We start from the raw sequence: 18,824 nt of genomic DNA, 5'->3' as shown, positions 1-18,824 counted from the left end.
AGAAGTTTATTATAGAAAAAACGCCCTTTCACGAAAAAACTGTTCTTTTTTGTGAAAGAGCGTGTAGCGTGACGGAGACAGCCAGCTGCACCCGTCCGCTGCTCCATCACAAAGTAGCTAATACATTCCGGGCTCTTCTTACTTCTGCCTCGCTGGTCCTGAAAATCTCAAACTCGCTTAAAGACGGCAAGCCCATGCTCACTCCGTCCTTGCGGTACTGCATCTCACTTTCCAGCACAATTTTGCCCGTCATATGATAATCTGTGATTCCGGTCTTCTCATAGATAGAAGAAATGGCATCTGCATTTACCCCGGCGCCAGCCATAATATGAATACGGCCTGCGCTTGCCTTCACCAGGTCAGCAAGAAGCTGGGAGCCATCCACGCAGTTATTCTTCTGTCCTGATGTAAGAATGGTGTGAAAACCAAGGGAAATGGCCTGCTCAAGAGCCTCCATAGGATCCCTGCACACATCAAATGCACGATGCAGGGTCACGGACATTCCCTTCGCTTCCTCCATCAGCTGTGCAAGATGCTCCACATCCAGAGAGCCATCCGGCCGCAGCATACCGATCACCACGCCCTGCGCTCCCAGCTCACGGAATCTTCTCACTTCTGAACGAATAATATCAAATTCATAATCTGTATAACAAAAATCACCGAATCTTGGGCGGATCAGAGCATGGATCTTAATGTCACTGTGCTCTCTGATCTCACGGAAAAGGCTCTCAGAAGGGGTTGTCCCTCCGATCACCACATTCCCGCAAAGCTCAATCCGGTCCGCTCCGCCTTTTTCAGCGGCAAGTACAGATTCCACAGAATCTGCGCATACCTCCAAAATAAACTTTTCCATATCCTCTTTTTCCTTTCACGTTCCTGTTCACTGCCTTCGCAGCAACGCGCTTCGCAAAATTCTATCATTCATGGACAGAAACTTATTTACGCAATCCTTTCTCAGTACAGCGCAACGCCAAGAGAATCCAGCATGTCCTGAACGGAACCATCTGGAAACTCATCCGTGATAATTCCATCCAGCGCATCCAGCTGTGTAAATTTGTAAGATTCATTAAAATAAAATTTCTCCCGCTCCATCACAGCGTACTTATGTCTGCTGCTCTCAATGGCAGCTTTCTTAGTCAGGCCGTCCTCCACGCCCAAAGTGGTAACGGTGTGATCCATCATATCAATTCCGCAGCTTCCCATAAAGGCCCGGTCAAAGCTGTACTGCCGGATCACCTGGATTGCTGCGGAGCCAAGGAACCCGTTTACTGTGGGATACATGATTCCCCCGGTTCCAATGGCTGTGATCTTGGGATTTTGCGCAAGCAGCTGTAGAATATCGATCATGTTGCTTACTACGGTAAGCTGCATGTTGGATTTCGCGATCAGCTTGGCAAGTTCAATATTGGTTGTGGAAATATCCAGAAAGATTGCCTCTCTTTCCCGGATCAGTTTCATGGCCTTGGCCGCAATCACCATTTTCTTTTCCACATGATAATTTCTTCTGTCGATAACATCTCTTTCCAGCGGGTAATCCTGGGAAAGAATCGCACCACCGTAAGTTCTTTTTAATTTGCCGGCATTTTCAAGAGTTTTCAGATCTTTACGGATGCAGTCCTCTGTCACCTGAAACATTTCGCTCAGTTCCCGGACGCGGACTTTCCCCTGTTCCCGAAGGACTTTCTCGATGGCTTGCTGCCTTTCTTCAATGAACATCCTTCTTCCTCCTGTTTCCCGTTACATTTCTGTTATCTGCCAGCGGCTTACCAGAAAGCTTCTAAATAATATTGCCCACAGACAACACATCCTTCTTTAGAAAACCTGCTGGTCATTGCTGTACAGAGTGCTTATCTACTGCACCTGGCTGCAGGCAACAAAATGTCCCGGTTTTACCTCAACAAGCTTCGGCTGGCTCTTATGACAGCTGTCCTTGCAAACCGGACAGCGGCTGCAGAACTTACACTCATCTCCAAGTCCGATGGGGTTCGGAAGAGTACCCTCCAGCATGATTCTCTGACGGTTCTTCTCAATATCCGGATCCGGAATCGGGATGGCGGAAAGAAGAGCCTTGGTGTACGGGTGCATGGGGTTCTCGAAAAGCTCCTCGCTCTCAGCAAGCTCAACCAGTGATCCTAAGTACATAACACCGATACGGTCACTGATGTGCTTAACCATAGAAAGGTCATGGGCAATAAACAGATAAGTCAGTCCTCGTTCTCTCTGAAGCTGCTCCAGAAGGTTGATAACCTGAGCCTGAATGGAAACGTCCAATGCGGAGATTGGCTCATCACAAACGATAAAATCCGGATCCACTGCAAGTGCACGGGCGATACCAACTCGCTGGCGCTGTCCGCCGGAGAACTCATGAGGGAAACGGTCTGCATGCTCTGCCTGCAGTCCAACTGTCTCAAGAAGCTCCAGGACCTTGTCGTTACGCTCTTTCTTATTCGCTGCAAGGCCGTGGGCATCAATTCCCTCTGCTACAATATCCAGAATCTTTCTTCTTGGGTTCAGGGATGCATATGGATCCTGGAAAATCATCTGCATTCTTCTGCAAAGCTCATGTCTCTGCTTCTTATCCAAATTCTTGTCAATCTTTAGTCCGTCGAAGGTTACGCTTCCTTCGGTAGGCTCATAAAGATGGATCACAGTTCTTCCAAATGTGGATTTACCGCATCCGGACTCTCCAACCAGACCAAGAGTCTCGCCCTTGTAAATCTGAAGGGAAACGTCATCCACTGCTTTCAGGATCTTTTTGTTTCCAACATCAAAATATTTCTTCAGGTTCTTTACGTCAAGAAGTACCTGCTTGTCATCATTTTTCATCAGCTTTTACCTCCTGTGCCATCTCATCCAGCATCCAGCATGCTGACTTGTGATTCTTGCCGCATTCGGTATAATCCGGCATAAATTTCTGGCAAACGATCATCGTCTCCTGACATCTTGCAGCAAAAGGACATCCCACCGGCGGATCCATCAGATCTGGAGGAGTACCTGGAATGGCCTGAAGCTCGCCGCCTTTTTCGTGTGCTTTCGGAATGGAACGGAGAAGTCCCTTGGTGTACTCGTGACATGGGTTGTGGAAAATATCCGCCACATCACCAGTCTCAACCAGCTTGCCGCCGTACATAACTGCTACACGGTCTGCAATGTTTGCCACAACGCCAAGGTTGTGGGTAATGATAATAATAGAGGTCTTGATTTTCTTCTGAAGGTCGCGCATCAGATCCAGGATCTGTGCCTGGATGGTTACGTCAAGTGCTGTGGTAGGCTCATCCGCGATCAGCACCTTGGGATCGCACGCAAGGGCAATGGCGATCACAACACGCTGTCTCATACCGCCAGATAACTGATGAGGATATTGGTCATAACGTGCCTCCGGATTGGAGATTCCAACCAGGGAAAGAAGCTCAATGGCTCTTGCCTTGCGGTCTGCCTTGCTCATCTCCTTGCAGTGCTCCTTGAGCATTTCCTCGATCTGTTTTCCAACCTTCATGGTAGGGTTCAGGGAGGTCATTGGATCCTGGAAGATCATGGCGATCTCGCTTCCTCTGACCTGCTGCATCTGACGCTCTGTGTATTTGGTCAGGTCATTTCCCTGGAACATAACAGTTCCGTCTACTACTTTTCCATTCTTGGGAAGAATTCCCATAACGCCCTTCATGGTAATGGATTTTCCGGAACCGGACTCTCCAACTACCGCAAGGGTCTCCTGCTCATTCAGGTAAAAATCCACGCCGCGCACAGCCTGTACAACACCTTTGTGCGTCTTGATGTGGATGGTAAGATTCTTCACTTCTAATATTTTTCCCATAGCTGTACCTACTTTCTCATCTGCGGATCAAGGGCATCACGAAGTCCGTCGCCCAGAATACTGAAGCATACCATAATCAGTACGATAACGATAGCCGGGAAAACTAGTACGTGCGGATACATACGCAGTACCTGATAGCCGCCGTTGATCAATACACCAAGGGAAGCCTGCGGCTCTGCCAGACCGATACCGATAAAGCTTAAGAATGCCTCTGTGAAAATAGCACTTGGGATTGTGAACATAACGTTGATTACGATAACGCTGACTGTGTTCGGGATCAGATCCTTCATAATAATATTGAACTTGCTGGTTCCAAGAACCTGGGAAGCAAGAACGAATTCCTGGTTTTTCAGCTTCAGGATCTCAGCACGGACAAGTCTTGCCATGTTTACCCATCCGGTAATGGAAAGGGCTGCGATAATAGTTCCTACACCTGCCGGGAACGCCATCAGGAAAAGGATTACGATAATAAGGCTTGGGATACCTACCAGTACCTCGATGATACGCTGCATCACAGCATCCACCTTGCCGCCGAAAAGAGCGGAAACAGCACCGTAAAGGACTCCGACTACAAGGTCAAGAATTGCAGCTACAAGTGCGATCATAAGGGAAATTCTGGTTCCCATCCAGGTACGTACCCAAAGGTCACGTCCAAACTGGTCAGCACCGAAAATATGTGCTGCGCTCGGAAGACCGTATACATTGTTATAATCTGTATCTCTAAATGAATATTTACTGAAAATCGGTGCAAAAATGGCAAGCAGGATAATTGCTACCAGAATAAATAATGCTACAACTGCTGCCTTATTCTTTTTCAGACGGATCCATGCATCTGCCAGCATAGTGGAAGCCGGAGCTGCGATATGCTCTTTCTCAGAGGCTTCTACCTTTGCTTTCTGATACATGCTGCGGTCAATTTTTGATTTGTCCACAATCAGCTCTCCTTTCCTTTAGCAAGACGAATTCTCGGGTCAATAAGAGAATAAGCCAAATCAACAAGCAATACGATCAGCATATAAAATGCTGCATAGAAAATAGTAATACCCATGATTACCGGATAGTCATTGGCTTTGATACAATCTACGAAAAGACTTCCGATTCCGGGGATACTGAAGATATTCTCAACAGCGAGGGATCCTGTCATAAGGTTTACCACAATAGGTCCTAAAATCGTGACAACCGGAAGAATGGAGTTACGTACAGCATGACGCATCAGCACCTTCATCTGGCTGAGACCTTTCGCTCTGGCTGTTATGATATAATCCTGATCCAGTACATCCAGCATTTCTGTACGCATAAAGCGGGCAACCATGGCTGTTGCACTAAATGAAAGCGCAATGGACGGCAATACGGAACAGTTCCAGCCGGTCCAGAATCCAACCGGGAGAACGCCCCATTTCAGACCAATGTAATACTGGAGAAGGGCTGCAGCGACGAAGTTCGGCACCGAGACGCCCAGCACGGCCAATATCATGGTAAAATAATCAATTCCGCTATTGTGCTTCCAGGCAGCCAGGATTCCTAAGATCAATCCGATTGCAAGTCCGATCAGTACTGCCTGGATACCAATCAAAGCAGATGGTCCAAGACGTCCTGTGATAACTTTGGAAACATCCTGGTTTACATAGGTAAAGGAAGTACCTAAATCTCCCTTGAGCATGTTCTTAATATATTTCACATACTGCATGGGAAGAGAATCATTTAATCCGTACATTTCCAGCACACGTTCCTGCTGCTGGGGCGTCATAATGCTAAAACGCTCCGCATCAAAAGGTGTACCCGGAAGATTTTTCATCATGAAAAAGGTACAGGTCACGATTACCCATAAGGTAACCAGGATGTACCCTAATCGCTTTAATACATATTTCAGCATGACATCACCTTTTCTTTCTGTAAAAACAGACCGTATACCGGCTGAAGCAGCCACTTCTGTATACGGTCCGTTACTTATTCCTTAAGAAATTTTGCTTGCATTTTCACTGATTCTCGCGCCTTGCCTGAAAATCAGGTCTTAAACGAATAATCACTCAGCGGAAATTATTCGAAGGAAGCATATTTGAATTCAATCGGAACACCGATCGGATGGCTGATCAGGTTCTTGACATTGGATTTTGTCAGAACTGCAGAACCTCTGTGGTATACCGGAGCAACAACTGCATCTTCCTCAACAAGCTTCTTCTCAGCTTTGAGCATGTCATCGAGACGAACTGCATCATCTGTCTGAGTCTTAGCATCGGAGATCAGTGCGTTGTAGTCATCATCATTGTAGTTTCCACGGTATGGAGTTCCGTTTGTCCACAGGTCAAGGTATGTCATAGCGTCATCATAGTCAGCACCCCATGCAGTTACAGCAAACTGATAGTTGTTGGCATCCATCAGTTCTCCACGTCCCTGTACAGTCTTGGTGTCGATTACTACGTTCAGTCCAAGAGTTGTAACAAGCTCACTCTGAATAAATGTTGCAACGGATTTGGATACAGAGTCATCAGCTACAAGAAGAGTTACCTCAGACGGGGCACCGCCAAGCTCCTCAACAGCTTTGTCATAGTACTCTTTTGCCTGCTCCGGATCATATGGGGAAACGTCTCCGTTCAGTTCACGGAAGGTCTTCTCTCCATCACCGCTCATGCCGTCTGCTACAAGGCCAAATCCAGGTGCAGAACCATCTGCAAGGATGTTGTCTGTAAGAGCGCTTCTGTTCATAGCAAGAGAAATAGCTTTTCTCATGTTTACATTGCTCATTACGTCGTCTGTAAGGTTGAACTGTACATAGCTTGTACGGAAGTCGATCTCCTGGCTGAATTCCGGATCATCCTTGTATGCTACTACGTTAGCAGAATCAAGCTTAACCTGGGAAAGCTCACCAGCCTGGTATGCACTTAAAGCTGCAGCTGCATCTTTGATTACACGAACCTGTGCATCTTCGATTGCTACGTTGTCTTTATCCCAGTAGTTGTCGTTCTTCTCAAAAGTAACACCTACAGCCGGGTCATAGGATGTGATTACGTATGGTCCGCAGTAGAGCATGCTGTCTGGAGACAGAGCGAAGTTTGCGCCCTGCTCTTCGCAGAATGCTTCGTTAACCGGGAAGAACATATCCATTGTGGTAAGGTTCAGGAAATATGGTGTCGGACTCTTCAGCTGTACTTCCAGTGTCTGGTCATCAACCGCCTTAACGCCTACTTCTGAAGCGTCAACAGTTCCCTCGTTGTACTCCTGGCCGTTTACGATGTAGTCTGTCATAATGAAGCTGTAGCCGTTAGTTGCGTCAGCGCTCATCTGTTTCAGCCATGCATAAACGAAGTCAGCTGCTGTTACAGGCTCACCATTGCTCCACTGGATTCCGTCTCTTAAGTGGAAGGTGTATGTAAGCTTGTCATCTGTTACCTCGTAGGTATCGCAAAGAGCCGGCTGCGGCTGGTTGTTCTCGTCCATACGGAACAGACCTTCTTCTGCCTGGTTCAGTACCATAAATGCATTCTCCTCGGATGCAGCCCACGGTACCAGAGTCTTAACCTCGAAATCAGTAGCAACGCTGAGAGTCTCTCCTTCTGCGAATACTGCTGACGCACCTGTTACGGTCATGGTGAGTGCCATGCCAAGTGCTACTGCTGCTTTCATCATTTTCATATTTTTTCTCCTTTCTTATCCGTCCTTTTTGCAGGTACGGTAGTAAGCCTTTGCCGTTCAGAGTCTGTATGGAGCTTTATAGTAAAAAAACATTTTCTATTCCTGCAACATAGTCACGATGTAGTTTCATGCGCCTTTGCATAAATAAAAAATGTTCTCTTTGCTCAACTCTTTTTGGTAATTTTAGTATAGCAAAGTGTTGTAGTATTGTCAATTGTTTTTTATTATTCTTTATTACTTTTTATTGTTTGGAATTGATTTTGTATGAATTACGTATTCTTTTCACACAAAACGGACATGTCGCCTACCGGCGACATTATCATGCCTGCCATGAGGGAATGGCTGCATCCGATTTTTTATGCTACCAGATTTTCCAGTTTCTCGTACACTGCTTTTGCAAATACCTGATGCCCGGCAGCGTTCATATGCTCCTGGTCAGCGGCACAGCAGCTTACATAGGAGGCGGCGCGCATGAATTCTACGTGTTTTTCATCAGCAATGCGCTGGTATACTTTTTCCAGGTCCCTGGATACCAGCACGGAATCCCGGGAAAATTCCTGGTCATATCCTTCCTGCCATACTTTTTCTCCCAGATAGATGGGGGAAATGAGAAGTACCTTCGCTTCCGGAGCGTAGGCTGCGATCTGATCCAGAAGGCGGGCGATGCCTTTGCCGATCACTTCTGCGGAAGCGCCGAAAACCGTTTTGCAGTCGTTGGTGCCAAGCATCAAAACAATTACATCTACGCCGTCATGGGTTTCCAATAAAGTGGGAAGAAGTGCAGTTCCTCTGCGACCGTCACGCAGCGGGTCTTCAAATATGGTGGTTCTGCCGCACAGGCCTTCTTCAATGATCCGGACGGATTCGCCGGATTTATGTTCTGCATTACCAGCTTCCCTTTGGTCAGCCGTATTGTTTCCAGCCTGAATCCCCTGCTTCGCGGTTTCCACATCAAATTTCTCCTGTAAAAGACTTGTCCACCGTTTTCCCCAGGGAAGCCGCTTCCTGCTTTCCCCGTCATATCCCCATGTATTTGAATCGCCAAAGCATAAAATCTGTTTCATCTGTATTATCTCCATATTTCCTATCAATCAACTGTGTTTTCTTGGTTTTATAATATCAGTTTTGGAGGTTTCAGTCTAATACAGATAAATAATACCGGGTTATAGTTTTTTCTTATATCAGTGCAAGATTTCCACATCCTTTTTGCTGATAAACCCATTATCCAGAGAATACCAGGCTTCCAGACAGGTTTCCTCTTCTTCTGAGTTCAGATCCACAATGCTGCGGCTGGTCACTGTTTTTCCAGAGGGGGATTCTTTCTGAGTTTCTTCCATAATATATGCAGTCTCAGATTCCACTTTCAGGGTATCTGGAACTTCCGTCGGTTCATATTCGTCACGCTTCAGGACCTGGTTGGAATCGCTCATCTGGTAAATCACGGTTTTCACAGGCTTGTACATGATGGCAAACTGGACCGTCACCTTGCTGGACTCTTTCTGGCTTTTGCCGTTTTCTGTGACGGTGCTTTCTCCGGAAAGCGTGACTGCCATGGTGCTGCCCTCTGTATCACGGCCTCCGTTGGAATAGCTATTTCCCGTTATTGCGTAGATTTCACTGTTTTCTGTCTGATATACCGGATTCACGTACCAAACTTTCTCCTTCCCATCCGCAGATTCATAAATAGTGCCGCTCAGTTCCTGTTCCTCGCTATCATCCGAAACGTTACTATGAAGATACAGTTCATTGATTGCGTCTGAGCAAAGATTTCCCATATACTGTTCCCCGTTCTCATCTGTTGAAACAGGCATGAGCATATATTGCCCATCCATATTGCCGAAGGAAATTTTCCACTCAGAGGGGGAATCTGCCTCTCCTTTTTCCACATCTGCGAACAATTTTCCCTCATATTTACTGTCATTTCCTAATGTAATACTGCCATCGTTCACAAGGGATGAGGCGTGATCGTTCAGGTAGCTTTCCATATCATAAAGATCCAGATATTCTGTAGTGATAAAAGCGACAATCATCCGATCACCACTTCCCTCTTTCCCGGCGTAGGGAACTGCCAAAGTGCAGCCGCCCATAGTACCAGCAATAAGGATTGCAAAAGCCGCTGTCAGATATTTCGCAAACGGGCATTTCGCTTTTCCGGATTTTTCCAGACCAGATTTCGGTTTCTCTTCTCTCGGCAAGCCAGATTTTATTTTCTCATATCTCCTATTCTTCATTTTCCTCGTCCTCCAGATTTCCGTCAAACTTCAGAATATCGCCAACATCGCATTGCAGGAAGTAACAGATTCGGTTGATCGTGTGGAATCGCACGCCCTTTGCCTTGCCGCTTCGCAGAACGGAAAGATTGGCCTCCGTGATATTCACCAGGCTGCACAATTCCTTGGATGTCATTCCCCGCCTTTTCAAAACCTCTTCCAGGCATACTTTAATTGCCATATGCATTTTCCTTTCAAATAAACAAATCATTGTCCGCCTTCAGCCGCTGCATTTCCCGGATGTATCTGGCAAACAGCAGCACTGCAAGCACAAAGGCCAGAGAAAATACGGGAACCGTGACCACATAATCCATCTGGTAAAGCTGCCTCTGGAAAAACAGCTGCAGCAGATTGAATCCAGCGTCCAGTCCGATGGTGACGATCAGGGTCCACATACAGAATCTGGCTAATTTGTCTGCGGTTTTCACGCTCTCTTCCCGATACAGATCTTCTCTCATAGCAGTAAGGAGCCTTCTTGCCAGGAAAACGATTATAATATTCAGCACGTAAGGCAAAATGCGAATTACAAAACGAAGGAACAAAAACAAATAGGTTGTGTTCAAATCGGAATAGGCGAAAAATCCATCACTTAGAGTGATACCTGTATTTCCTTTCTGAACCGTTTCCAGATTCAGCAGCAGACTTCCCAGTTCCTGGCCAAAGATCCCATATACCAGCACAATATTCACAGCCCCAAGCAGCAGCCACAGTCCTTCCTGCAGTTTCTTCGCTCCCGCGTTCCGATACTTCAAAAGTGCACGGATCAGAAGATATCCCAGAAGCACAGAATAAAAGGTGCTGCCAAGAGACCATTTTCCCGTCCCTGGTACAGCGAAACCCATAAGGCCCGGATTGATCATATAATACAGGACTACAAAAAGAAGAACGCTGAGCAGGAATAGCGTAAAATCAATTGGCATGGCTTTCTGTTTCTTCTTTAAGATCAGCCAGATTCCAGCTGGAATCAGACTAAGCAGGACGTAAAAAAGAATGGCAGCTGCATTTCCGGCACCTCCAGAAAGTGACAGCGCTCTTAGTCCCTCTCCCAGCTGTTCAAATGGAAATGCCACTATGGTTGAGAAAAAGCCGGATACGCTTCGCTGCAAAATACAGAACAGGACACAGGCAGCTGCTTCTATTGACAGTAAAGTGAGCAGATGTTTTTCTTTCATGATTGTCCTCCTTTAATTATTGTTTTTCGATAATTTATAGTTTTATTATAACTTATAATTATCGTTTGTCAATAATTTATAGGAAATATTGGAAACAATTCTGTGCTGTGAATTTTCTTTGTAATGAATGATTCCCATAGAATTTTATCTATAGGAAAAGCTGCCAGATGCTTTTTAACTTGCATCCGGCAGCTTCTAACGCGAACCTATTTGATTTTTGATAATATCTCCCGGGCTGTCTGAAGAAAAAAATTTTCTACACCTCCCCAACAGGCTTTAAGTGCCTCAGTAAATTACTGTGCCATATTTCCCAGAATGATCCGGATCAGGGTCTTGTCTAACATCAATGTGCGATTCCAGGGATTGATTATGACGCCGTGTATTTCCTCTTCCGACAGTGCAGCTTCCAGCACTTTTCCAATGTCTGTCATGAAGGTAGACATTACGCTTCCGCTGCCTTTCATTTCCTCGTCAAAGCTGGTAAATACTGTCCACCAGCTGTTTCCGTCGGAAGTTTTCACTGCCTGGAGCTTCATCTGGTCTGCTGCCGCGTTTGGTTCTACGGCAATGATCACCTGACCATTTTCCCGCATGCGCCTGCGCACAACAGTCAGTGCATGAGCCAGGAGCTCTTCGGTAGGACTCTGCTGAAGACCTGCGATGGCTTCTTCTATTTTTTCATTTCCTAATAAATCTTCGTCGATTTTGTTATCCATTTTATTTTCCAAGATATTAAATTCCTTTCTTATATTTCTTTTTATATCTTTTTAATCCGGCAGCTTTTCTGCCGCACACACAGCGTTTCAAATCAGCCCACTGATAATGATCTGTTTTGAAACGTTATCATAGAATCACTTTTTCCGAAACACCTTTGTATAGCATATCATGTTTGCAGTATTTACCGCAAGCTAAATTACGGTTCATGACCTGCGTAAAAAACGCTTCGTGATGTATTCAACCTTTTCTTTGCATAATTTCATACCGAAATTTGGTGGTATTCTGTGAATCTTAATCCCAGCTTTGATATCCTTATCAAACTATGATATAATTTTTCATTATACGAAAGATTGCCGCGACAGCTGCGGGCAATTTTACGACGGGAGGAATTCTAAAAAAGGCCGGAATGTCCCTGAAGGATATCCGGGAATACATCCATCTTGCCATGGAGGGAGACAGCACCATTGAAGAACGGCTCCAGCTTTTTTACAGGCAGCGCCAGATTCTTCAGGCTCAGATGGAAGAACTGCAGCATACTATGGATGTGCTGGATTTCAAATGCTGGTATTATGAGACAGCCAGGGATGCGGGAACGGTTCAGGTGCCTCAGTCCATGTCTGTGGAGGAACTTCCCCCTCAGTTTCGCAACTTAAAGAGAGATCTTGCAAAGGTGCCGATTGTTGATTGAGATCGGCGCCTTTCCTGTTACTCCTGCAAATTTTCTTTTCTGTAATTTATTTTCAAATTCCTGTAACCTTCCCCTTACCTCATTTGTATTATAAGTGAAGGTACCTAAAAGGAAATATAAAATGTTGACGTTTCACCGAAACAACAGCAAAAGGAGTTCTCATGAGACAACCAGTACAGCAGCTGATCGAGCGTTACCAGAACAGTCTCTACGCGGCAGCTTTTAACACCTGCCAGAACCAGATGGACGCCGAGGACGTAGTTCAGGAGACATTCGTTCAGTATTACACCAGCAGAAAAGAATTTGAAAGTGAGCAGCACATCCGGGCATGGCTTCTTCGGGTCGTCATTAATAAGGCCAGAAATATAAACCGGACTTTCTGGAAGAAAAACAAATGCTCTCTGGAGGATTACATAGAAACTCTTACTTTTCCTAATTCCCAGTCCAGAGACCTGTTCGAAGAGGTGATGAAGCTTCCAGACAAGTACCGAATTGTCATTCACTTATTTTATTATGAGGATTATTCCGTACGGGAAATTGCCGATATCCTGAAGCTCTCTGAAAGCAATGTAAAGGTCCGGCTTTCCCGGGGAAGGGCTTTGCTACGGGATTCATTAAAGGAGGAATGGGAAAATGACTAATCACGAAAAATATAAAAAAGCATTTTCTGTATTACAGACCTCTGAAAGCTCATTTCGGGAGGTAAAAAATATGGCAAGATTACAGAAAAGAACAAAAATGAAAACAGCAGCAGCCGTTATTGCAGGATGCATTCTTCTTGGTGGAACCGGAACCGCTTATGCGGCTAATGTAGGCGGCATCCAGCGTACCATCCAGCTCTGGATCCACGGCGACCAGACCAACGCCACTCTGAATGTTTCCGATAACGGCACTTATACTATGGAATACTACGATGAAAATGGAGAACTCCAGGAATCCGGCGGCGGTGGAATTGCCTTTGAAGCCGATGGAACACAGCGTTCGCTTACCGCAGAAGAGCTTATGGAAGAAATCGACTCTCCAGACGTAGAATACGAGGAAGACGGCAGTGTCTGGGTTTATTACCACAACCAGAGCATTGACATTACCAATAAATTCAACGACAACAAAGTCTGCTTCGTTAAAATCGCAGACGGGGATAAAACACTGTACCTGACTGTGAAGTATCAGAACGGATTCAGCTATTCCAATGAGAAATATGTGGAACCGGAGGAGTTTAATTAATCCCAATCGAACAATTTTACCCCTCACGTTTTACAAAACAGTTGATATAAAAACAAGCAAAGAAAAATAAGCGATAAAGCAAGCGATAAAACAAGTGATAAAACAAGTGATAAAACAAGTGATAACAGGATGAAAAGTAAATCCAAGGCTTTTCATCCTGTTTTTATTTATAGCTTAGTTTCCCCAATTTTTAAAACAACAGTTCCTGCTGCTCCCCAACCTCGATTCTGGCTGTGATCAGTTCATCTGGCTCTTTGCCTCTTTTATGCTCTGCTTTCAGATACTGCATGCCGCCGCGGAGGCTGGCGGCAATGAGATTTAGAATATAAATATTGTCAAAACGGTTGTAAATGGAATCTCCGCCCAATCCGGTGAGACAGATCAGCTGGGTATTGGTTTTCTTCGCCATATCCATCAGCGGAATCAGCAAATGGGAAGCATTTGTCTGTGCAAAAGGATTATCCATGATCAGAACCTTTCCTTCATTTCTGTCAGCAAAAATGTCTGTATCATCTTTTCGCATATAGTACAGAAGGCTGGACAAAATAACAAACGCAGATAAAAATCCCTCGCCTCCAGAGTTTCTCGCTACTTCTTTCCAGGTTATGGGATATTCTCTCTGAGCTTCGATTTTATAAAGATGGATCTGCACATTTCCAATTCCTACAACCTGATCGTAAAGATTTCTGGTAGTAATGCTGGAGCCGAAAAATTCCTGGGCATTTTCATTTCTCTCGAAAAGCTCCACCCCTTCCATAGTAACCTTATCTATAAAATCCTCCAGACGAAGATGATAAAGTCCTGCATTTTCTTCCCAGTCAGGAATCTGGATCCTTAACATTTTTACAGGCTTTTCCCGAATTGTAATAGTGGAATTATGATCAATCTTTCCAAGATTTCTGTGGATTTCCTGAACATAATCCTCCATAAGCTCTACGATTCTTTCCTTTTCTCTTTCTACTACGGAAATGTCCACTTCAAGCTTTTCCATAAGACTATCGTAAGACTGCACCGTTGTTCTCAACTGGATCAGAACCCGGCCTGCATCTCCGGAGAGTTCCAGCATCTGCTCCAGCGGCTTCCGGTAGAAATCATCCTGGAACGCTTCCATCCGGACTATCTTGTTTAACAGCTGCACCAGTTCTTCTTTTTTCTGTCTGGTATCCCTGATTCTCTGATTGTAATCGCGAATGAGAATCCCTTTAAACTTTCTCAGTTCTGCAGCTTCCATATCAAAGGAAATAGTTTCCCACTCTTCTGTTTCTGCTGGAATCAGCTCATTATATTCTGACAAAGCAGTTAAATTTTCTTCATAGCTTCGAACCTTTCCATTCAGGAAATCAGCATGCTTTTTTTCTTCTTTTATCTGGAAAAGGAGCTGGTTTCTTCGTGCCGCAAAATCCTGTCCCTGAATTTCATTCTGAGGGAGCGGATTCTCCATGCCGCATACAGAACGGATTCGTTTCATCAGTTCGCTGATCCTACTCTGCGCAACCGCAGCCTTTTTATCAGCCTCATTCCACTGCAGATCTTTCGTCTGGATTTTACGCTGAAAATCTTCCAGTATTACTTCCTGGTGCGTTTCTTCTTTCCGGTCATAAAACACATTTTGCCACTGCGAAGGCTTTAATTTGTATTTTTTCTGCTGGTACTCAAGGTCATCCATTGCCCGCTGGAAACGTCCTGCCACTTTCTTCTCCTGTGCTTCCAGATCTTTCAGTTCCTGGGAAAGAACCGAGGTAATTGCTTCATAACGTGCTTCCATCTGATCTGCCGACAAACTCTCATCTATGTGAAAATTCTGTTCCGCATTCTCATATGCGGCATATCGGGCATACTTCTCACTAAGCCGTTCTTCTTCCCTGCCCAGCATGTTTATACTGTATTCCAAAGTCTTCTTTTCTTCCAGAAGTTTCCTCTGCCGGTCTCTGGCAAGCTTCTGATTTTCCTGATAGCGTGCTTCTTCTTTTTTGCACTTTTCCAGTACTTCACGGTTGCTTTCATAGGAGTCGTAGTCCCTTTTCAGCTGCTTAAAATCCTCCAGCTTTTGTCGCTGACGCTGAATTTCCATTCCCGCCCTGGCAATAAAAGCCTGCAGTTCATCATGGTCTTTTTTCAGTTTTTCAAGACTCTGGGAATCGTCCCTTATTTCCTTTTCCAGACGCTTTTTCTCTTCTTCCAGCTTCTCCAGAGTTTCCTGTACTTCCTGCCAGCTTTCCTTTGTCACGGTCTGATTTTTGATCATTTCCTGACGCTGGAAATACTCTGCATATTCCTTTTTGCGAAGTAAAACAGCCTGCCCGATTTTTTCCAGCTTCTGCCTTTTCTCCCAGATCATTGCCTGAAGCTTCTCTTCATCCAACAGGTTTTCATTAAACAGAATATAAAAACTGATTCCCGGAAATCTTACAATTTTATCCGCGTATTTCTCCTGAACTTCCTCAAGCTTTTCCCTTTCTACAATAGGTACTGGAAAAGAAGTACAAATGTTTTTCCCATTTCGTCCCAGCTTTTCCATCTCCTGCCTGGTAAGAATCAGGGCGTACGGAAGGAACGGATTTCGACGCACAAGCTCCTGGTTTTTCTTCTGGGAATAGCCGTTCTTTTTCAGCCATTCCATACCGTAAACTGCATGGATATCCAGGTTTTTCAGTTCATTTTCCAGTTCTTCTGGCAGTTCCAGGACTTTGCCGCTGGTCAGGCCTGTGTATTCCTTTTCCAGAGTGTCCTCTTCCTTCTCCAGATTTCTGCGAAGTTCTTCCAGTTCCCGCAGCTTTCGTCCTGAAACGTCAAGAATCCTTTCCCGATCCAGGAGATAGCGTTCTTCCATATCCAGATATTTGAGAACCGCTTTTCTGTCTTCCAGTTCTTTTTCATAGGTCTGATATCTGCCTGTCTGCTTCTGAATTTTTATTTTCTTGTGAATTAAAGCTTCTTTTTTATCTTCTAATCTGCGCTCCTGACCACGGATTGTTTCCTTGTCTGCTTCCCATTTTTTCTGGCTTTCGGTGCGCTCCCGCACTGCTTTTTCCAGATCCTGTTCGTAAATCTGCTGACAGATCTGAAGGGTTCCAGCTTCATAACTGCCAAGAATATTGCGCCTTAATTCTTCCTGATATTTGGAATTGTACTGTTCTTCCACGCGGCTGTATGCTTCAATCTGGCTTTCCAGTTTTCCTTTTTTTCCAAAACAATCACGTATTTTTTCTTCCAGCTCCTGAATTTTTTGCGCTTTTTTGTCAGCCTCTTCTCCTGCCTTTTTTGCACTTTCATTCTGTATGTTTTGCTGCCCGCGGTTATCCCGAAGCTGTCCCTCAAAAAAGCATTTCAGTGAAAATCCAAGTGCCCTGCGCTCTGGCTCCAGATCCTCTCCCTGCTTCCTTGCCACCGCAATTTTTTCCCGGAGAAGCTCTAATTCCCCTTTCTCCTCATTAACGGACTGCTGTCCTCTGGCACAAGCCAGAATATGCAGCTTTTCCTGTGTCTTAGCTGCCTCTTCCTGAAGATTTTCCCGTTCCATATCAATCATATCACGGTCACTAAGATGAAGGTTTTTCTCTTTTTCACTTTCATAAACCTTGCTGGAAAGCTCCTCATATTCTACTCTTGCAACAGCCTTATCCAGACCTTCCAGCTGTTCTTTTGACGCACTGTATTCCTTTTGGGTGTCATTCAAAAGAGCGTTCACATCATGGATAAACCAGGCAATTTTGTTCTCCTGCTTTCCCTCTTCACGCTCAGCTTCCTGATATTCTTCTGCCCTTGTGCGGATAGACTCTGCCTCTTCTTTAAAGGCACGGATATTGTCTCTTCGCTTGATTTTGGAACGGTTATCCTTGTACTGTCCAGCGTATTTTTCCAGAATAGACTGGAACTCGCGGATACGGTTTTTGTCTTTATTCAGCTTGCTCTCAATGGCTTCCAGAAACCACTTTTCTGTCAGGCCTTTTTCATCTCTGCAGTCGGAAAAAAGATCGGATAAGCCAGACTCTTTCACATTAATTTTCTTAATGATAGTCTCCCATTCCTTATAATTGATCTGGTATTCCATCAGCTTGTCAAAGTACTGCCGGGACTGGGCATAGTTGGTCAGGTCATAATAGAAAAACTTCATATCCCTGTCTTTTTTGTAGCTTTCGAACAACAGTTTACAGGAATTGAAATTCTTCAGAATCATCTCTTTTTTGCCCTTTTCAACTACGGGAAGATGACGGATGTCCTGAATACATGGCTCCTGATATTCACTCACAATGCCGATTATATCCAGGTTCTCTTTTTTGTCCTCCTGCAGATCCTGGGCTTTTCTCACCATAAGCCCGGTAAGGACATAGCCTGCGCCCTGGTCAAGGACCCATTCCACCAGAATAAAAGAGGGTTTATTGGTTGTGAAATAGCTTTCAAACAGACGGTCCTTGGTATTGCGATATCTCTGATGGACAAATGGGGCTGTCAGCATCTGCACCAGTACGGATTTTCCGCCGCCATTCTGAAGAGAAAGCAATGTACTTTCTCCATTGAAATACATGGTTTCATCACTGATGCGATATGCATTGTTGTTGTAATTCACATTGATCAGACGTATTGCATTAATCTTACTCATCCTTTGCCACCCCCAGTACTCTGAGAACTCGCTCATAATTGTTCTGATTCAGAAGGTTCCAGTCCATAAAATGATCCAGTTTTCTGGTGGTTTTTATCATCTCGTCCTGCTCTACATATTCAACCAGTCCCTGTTTCTGCAGGAACATCAGAATGTTGTAAATGAAACCTTCTTTCGTTGTTTTCATTCTGGAACCTCTGTCATCAGACTTCAGAGCCTCATAGGTTTCGTACAGAATCCGGAAGGAAATGCCTGCTGTATCTTTCTCATCATCCTCCTCTGCTGCACCCTCCTTCAACCTTGTGGAAATACAGTTCATAAGCTCTCCCACCCGCATATATTCCCGGGCTTTACTGCTGCTTCCCTGCCCATCAAAAAATTCCACAAGCAATGTAAGTATTACAAATTGGGATAAGTAGTAGTCTTTGTCTGTTGCTGTAGATTTACATAACGTATTCTTTAACTGCTGCTTGGAAAATCCCAGAAAATTATTTTCTTCTTTGGGAATCAGATAAATAACATTTCCATAGCGTTCTACATTGGCTGCAGCCACCTCACCCTGGGATTTTACCAGATTCCGGATTGCTTCCTCTTCCGTATAGGCCTTATATAAAAGAGGCTCATCCTCTTCTCTCAATTCATGATGTTCCAGCAAATAGTAAAAGATCTCCTGGCTGGAAAGGACTTCTTCTGCTTCGTATGCCATATG

At 44.9% G+C, this 18,824-nt stretch carries 17 protein-coding genes; 3 read left to right on the top strand and 14 right to left on the bottom strand.

Annotation, left to right across the window (positions count from 1 at the left end; all coding sequences use genetic code 11):
- Positions 1-106: 106 nt before the first annotated feature.
- The 12 genes from DWZ38_RS19770 to DWZ38_RS19715 form a co-directional block, all read right to left on the bottom strand.
- A complete protein-coding gene (locus tag DWZ38_RS19770; RefSeq protein WP_021925228.1) occupies positions 107-853 on the bottom strand; it encodes a copper homeostasis protein CutC in 747 nt (248 codons plus the stop codon).
- 101 nt (positions 854-954) lie between these two features.
- Positions 955-1,716 carry a DeoR/GlpR family DNA-binding transcription regulator gene (locus DWZ38_RS19765; RefSeq protein ID WP_117854850.1) on the bottom strand — a complete coding sequence of 254 codons (762 nt, stop codon included), beginning with the start codon at positions 1,714-1,716 and terminating at the stop codon, positions 955-957.
- 135 nt (positions 1,717-1,851) lie between these two features.
- On the bottom strand, positions 1,852-2,826 hold the full coding sequence (locus tag DWZ38_RS19760) for an oligopeptide/dipeptide ABC transporter ATP-binding protein (protein WP_021924363.1): 975 nt from the start codon (positions 2,824-2,826) through the stop codon (positions 1,852-1,854).
- The gene (locus tag DWZ38_RS19755; RefSeq protein WP_021924364.1) at positions 2,816-3,814 is read right to left on the bottom strand and encodes an ABC transporter ATP-binding protein; all 999 of its coding nucleotides are present in this window, start codon (positions 3,812-3,814) and stop codon (positions 2,816-2,818) included. Before DWZ38_RS19755 ends, DWZ38_RS19760 begins: the two co-directional genes overlap by 11 nt.
- A gap of 8 nt (positions 3,815-3,822) precedes the next feature.
- Positions 3,823-4,746, bottom strand: coding sequence for an ABC transporter permease (locus tag DWZ38_RS19750; RefSeq protein ID WP_021924365.1), 924 nt, complete (start codon positions 4,744-4,746; stop codon positions 3,823-3,825).
- Between the two features lie 2 nt (positions 4,747-4,748).
- The gene (locus DWZ38_RS19745; RefSeq protein WP_021924366.1) at positions 4,749-5,687 is read right to left on the bottom strand and encodes an ABC transporter permease; all 939 of its coding nucleotides are present in this window, start codon (positions 5,685-5,687) and stop codon (positions 4,749-4,751) included.
- 164 nt (positions 5,688-5,851) lie between these two features.
- A complete protein-coding gene (locus tag DWZ38_RS19740; RefSeq protein WP_243000417.1) occupies positions 5,852-7,444 on the bottom strand; it encodes a peptide ABC transporter substrate-binding protein in 1,593 nt (530 codons plus the stop codon).
- A gap of 356 nt (positions 7,445-7,800) precedes the next feature.
- Complete coding sequence (locus tag DWZ38_RS19735) at positions 7,801-8,508, bottom strand: GDSL-type esterase/lipase family protein (protein ID WP_117854848.1); 708 nt, start codon at positions 8,506-8,508, stop codon at positions 7,801-7,803.
- A gap of 117 nt (positions 8,509-8,625) precedes the next feature.
- Complete coding sequence (locus DWZ38_RS19730) at positions 8,626-9,675, bottom strand: hypothetical protein (protein ID WP_117854845.1); 1,050 nt, start codon at positions 9,673-9,675, stop codon at positions 8,626-8,628.
- Complete coding sequence (locus DWZ38_RS19725; RefSeq protein WP_021924518.1) at positions 9,665-9,895, bottom strand: helix-turn-helix domain-containing protein; 231 nt, start codon at positions 9,893-9,895, stop codon at positions 9,665-9,667. Before DWZ38_RS19725 ends, DWZ38_RS19730 begins: the two co-directional genes overlap by 11 nt.
- Positions 9,896-9,908: 13 nt before the next feature.
- On the bottom strand, positions 9,909-10,886 hold the full coding sequence (locus tag DWZ38_RS19720) for a hypothetical protein (protein ID WP_117854843.1): 978 nt from the start codon (positions 10,884-10,886) through the stop codon (positions 9,909-9,911).
- 293 nt (positions 10,887-11,179) lie between these two features.
- Positions 11,180-11,614, bottom strand: coding sequence for an SseB family protein (locus tag DWZ38_RS19715; protein WP_347520223.1), 435 nt, complete (start codon positions 11,612-11,614; stop codon positions 11,180-11,182).
- Positions 11,615-11,940: 326 nt separating this feature from the next.
- Between DWZ38_RS19715 and DWZ38_RS19710 the strand changes: the two genes are divergently transcribed.
- The 3 genes from DWZ38_RS19710 (at position 11,941) to DWZ38_RS19700 (ending at position 13,515) form a co-directional block, all read left to right on the top strand.
- The gene (locus tag DWZ38_RS19710; RefSeq protein ID WP_317259482.1) at positions 11,941-12,291 is read left to right on the top strand and encodes a MerR family DNA-binding protein; all 351 of its coding nucleotides are present in this window, start codon (positions 11,941-11,943) and stop codon (positions 12,289-12,291) included.
- Positions 12,292-12,452: 161 nt separating this feature from the next.
- On the top strand, positions 12,453-12,932 hold the full coding sequence (locus DWZ38_RS19705) for a sigma-70 family RNA polymerase sigma factor (protein ID WP_021924514.1): 480 nt from the start codon (positions 12,453-12,455) through the stop codon (positions 12,930-12,932).
- Positions 12,933-13,002: 70 nt separating this feature from the next.
- Positions 13,003-13,515 (top strand): hypothetical protein, encoded by a 513-nt coding sequence (locus tag DWZ38_RS19700; RefSeq protein WP_243000415.1) that lies wholly within the window; start codon positions 13,003-13,005, stop codon positions 13,513-13,515.
- A gap of 190 nt (positions 13,516-13,705) precedes the next feature.
- Here the strand turns inward: DWZ38_RS19700 and DWZ38_RS19695 are convergent, their stop codons facing one another.
- Entirely contained in the window at positions 13,706-18,115 is a 4,410-nt protein-coding gene (locus tag DWZ38_RS19695; RefSeq protein WP_117854841.1) for a hypothetical protein, read from the bottom strand.
- Positions 18,108-18,821 (bottom strand): DUF6063 family protein, encoded by a 714-nt coding sequence (locus DWZ38_RS19690; protein ID WP_117854839.1) that lies wholly within the window; start codon positions 18,819-18,821, stop codon positions 18,108-18,110. Before DWZ38_RS19690 ends, DWZ38_RS19695 begins: the two co-directional genes overlap by 8 nt.
- Positions 18,822-18,824: the final 3 nt, after the last annotated feature.

Origin of the sequence: Ruminococcus sp. AF31-8BH (genome assembly GCF_003460605.1) — a bacterium.
Classification (GTDB): domain Bacteria; phylum Bacillota; class Clostridia; order Lachnospirales; family Lachnospiraceae; genus Blautia_A; species Blautia_A acetigignens.
The sequence above is the reverse complement of the archived record's forward strand: the minus strand, read 5'-3'. Positions and strand labels throughout refer to the sequence as shown.

Bases quoted from the DNA above. Each gene is read 5' to 3' on its own strand.
- DWZ38_RS19770 (WP_021925228.1), bottom strand. From the start codon at position 853: ATGGAAAAGTTTATTTTGGAGGTATGCGCAGATTCTGTGGAATCTGTA.
- DWZ38_RS19765 (WP_117854850.1), bottom strand. From the start codon at position 1,716: ATGTTCATTGAAGAAAGGCAGCAAGCCATCGAGAAAGTCCTTCGGGAA.
- DWZ38_RS19760 (WP_021924363.1), bottom strand. From the start codon at position 2,826: ATGAAAAATGATGACAAGCAGGTACTTCTTGACGTAAAGAACCTGAAG.
- DWZ38_RS19755 (WP_021924364.1), bottom strand. From the start codon at position 3,814: ATGGGAAAAATATTAGAAGTGAAGAATCTTACCATCCACATCAAGACG.
- DWZ38_RS19745 (WP_021924366.1), bottom strand. From the start codon at position 5,687: ATGCTGAAATATGTATTAAAGCGATTAGGGTACATCCTGGTTACCTTA.
- DWZ38_RS19740 (WP_243000417.1), bottom strand. From the start codon at position 7,444: ATGAAAATGATGAAAGCAGCAGTAGCACTTGGCATGGCACTCACCATG.
- DWZ38_RS19735 (WP_117854848.1), bottom strand. From the start codon at position 8,508: ATGAAACAGATTTTATGCTTTGGCGATTCAAATACATGGGGATATGAC.
- DWZ38_RS19730 (WP_117854845.1), bottom strand. From the start codon at position 9,675: ATGAAGAATAGGAGATATGAGAAAATAAAATCTGGCTTGCCGAGAGAA.
- DWZ38_RS19725 (WP_021924518.1), bottom strand. From the start codon at position 9,895: ATGGCAATTAAAGTATGCCTGGAAGAGGTTTTGAAAAGGCGGGGAATG.
- DWZ38_RS19720 (WP_117854843.1), bottom strand. From the start codon at position 10,886: ATGAAAGAAAAACATCTGCTCACTTTACTGTCAATAGAAGCAGCTGCC.
- DWZ38_RS19705 (WP_021924514.1), top strand. From the start codon at position 12,453: ATGAGACAACCAGTACAGCAGCTGATCGAGCGTTACCAGAACAGTCTC.
- DWZ38_RS19700 (WP_243000415.1), top strand. From the start codon at position 13,003: ATGGCAAGATTACAGAAAAGAACAAAAATGAAAACAGCAGCAGCCGTT.
- DWZ38_RS19695 (WP_117854841.1), bottom strand. From the start codon at position 18,115: ATGAGTAAGATTAATGCAATACGTCTGATCAATGTGAATTACAACAAC.
- DWZ38_RS19690 (WP_117854839.1), bottom strand. From the start codon at position 18,821: ATGGCATACGAAGCAGAAGAAGTCCTTTCCAGCCAGGAGATCTTTTAC.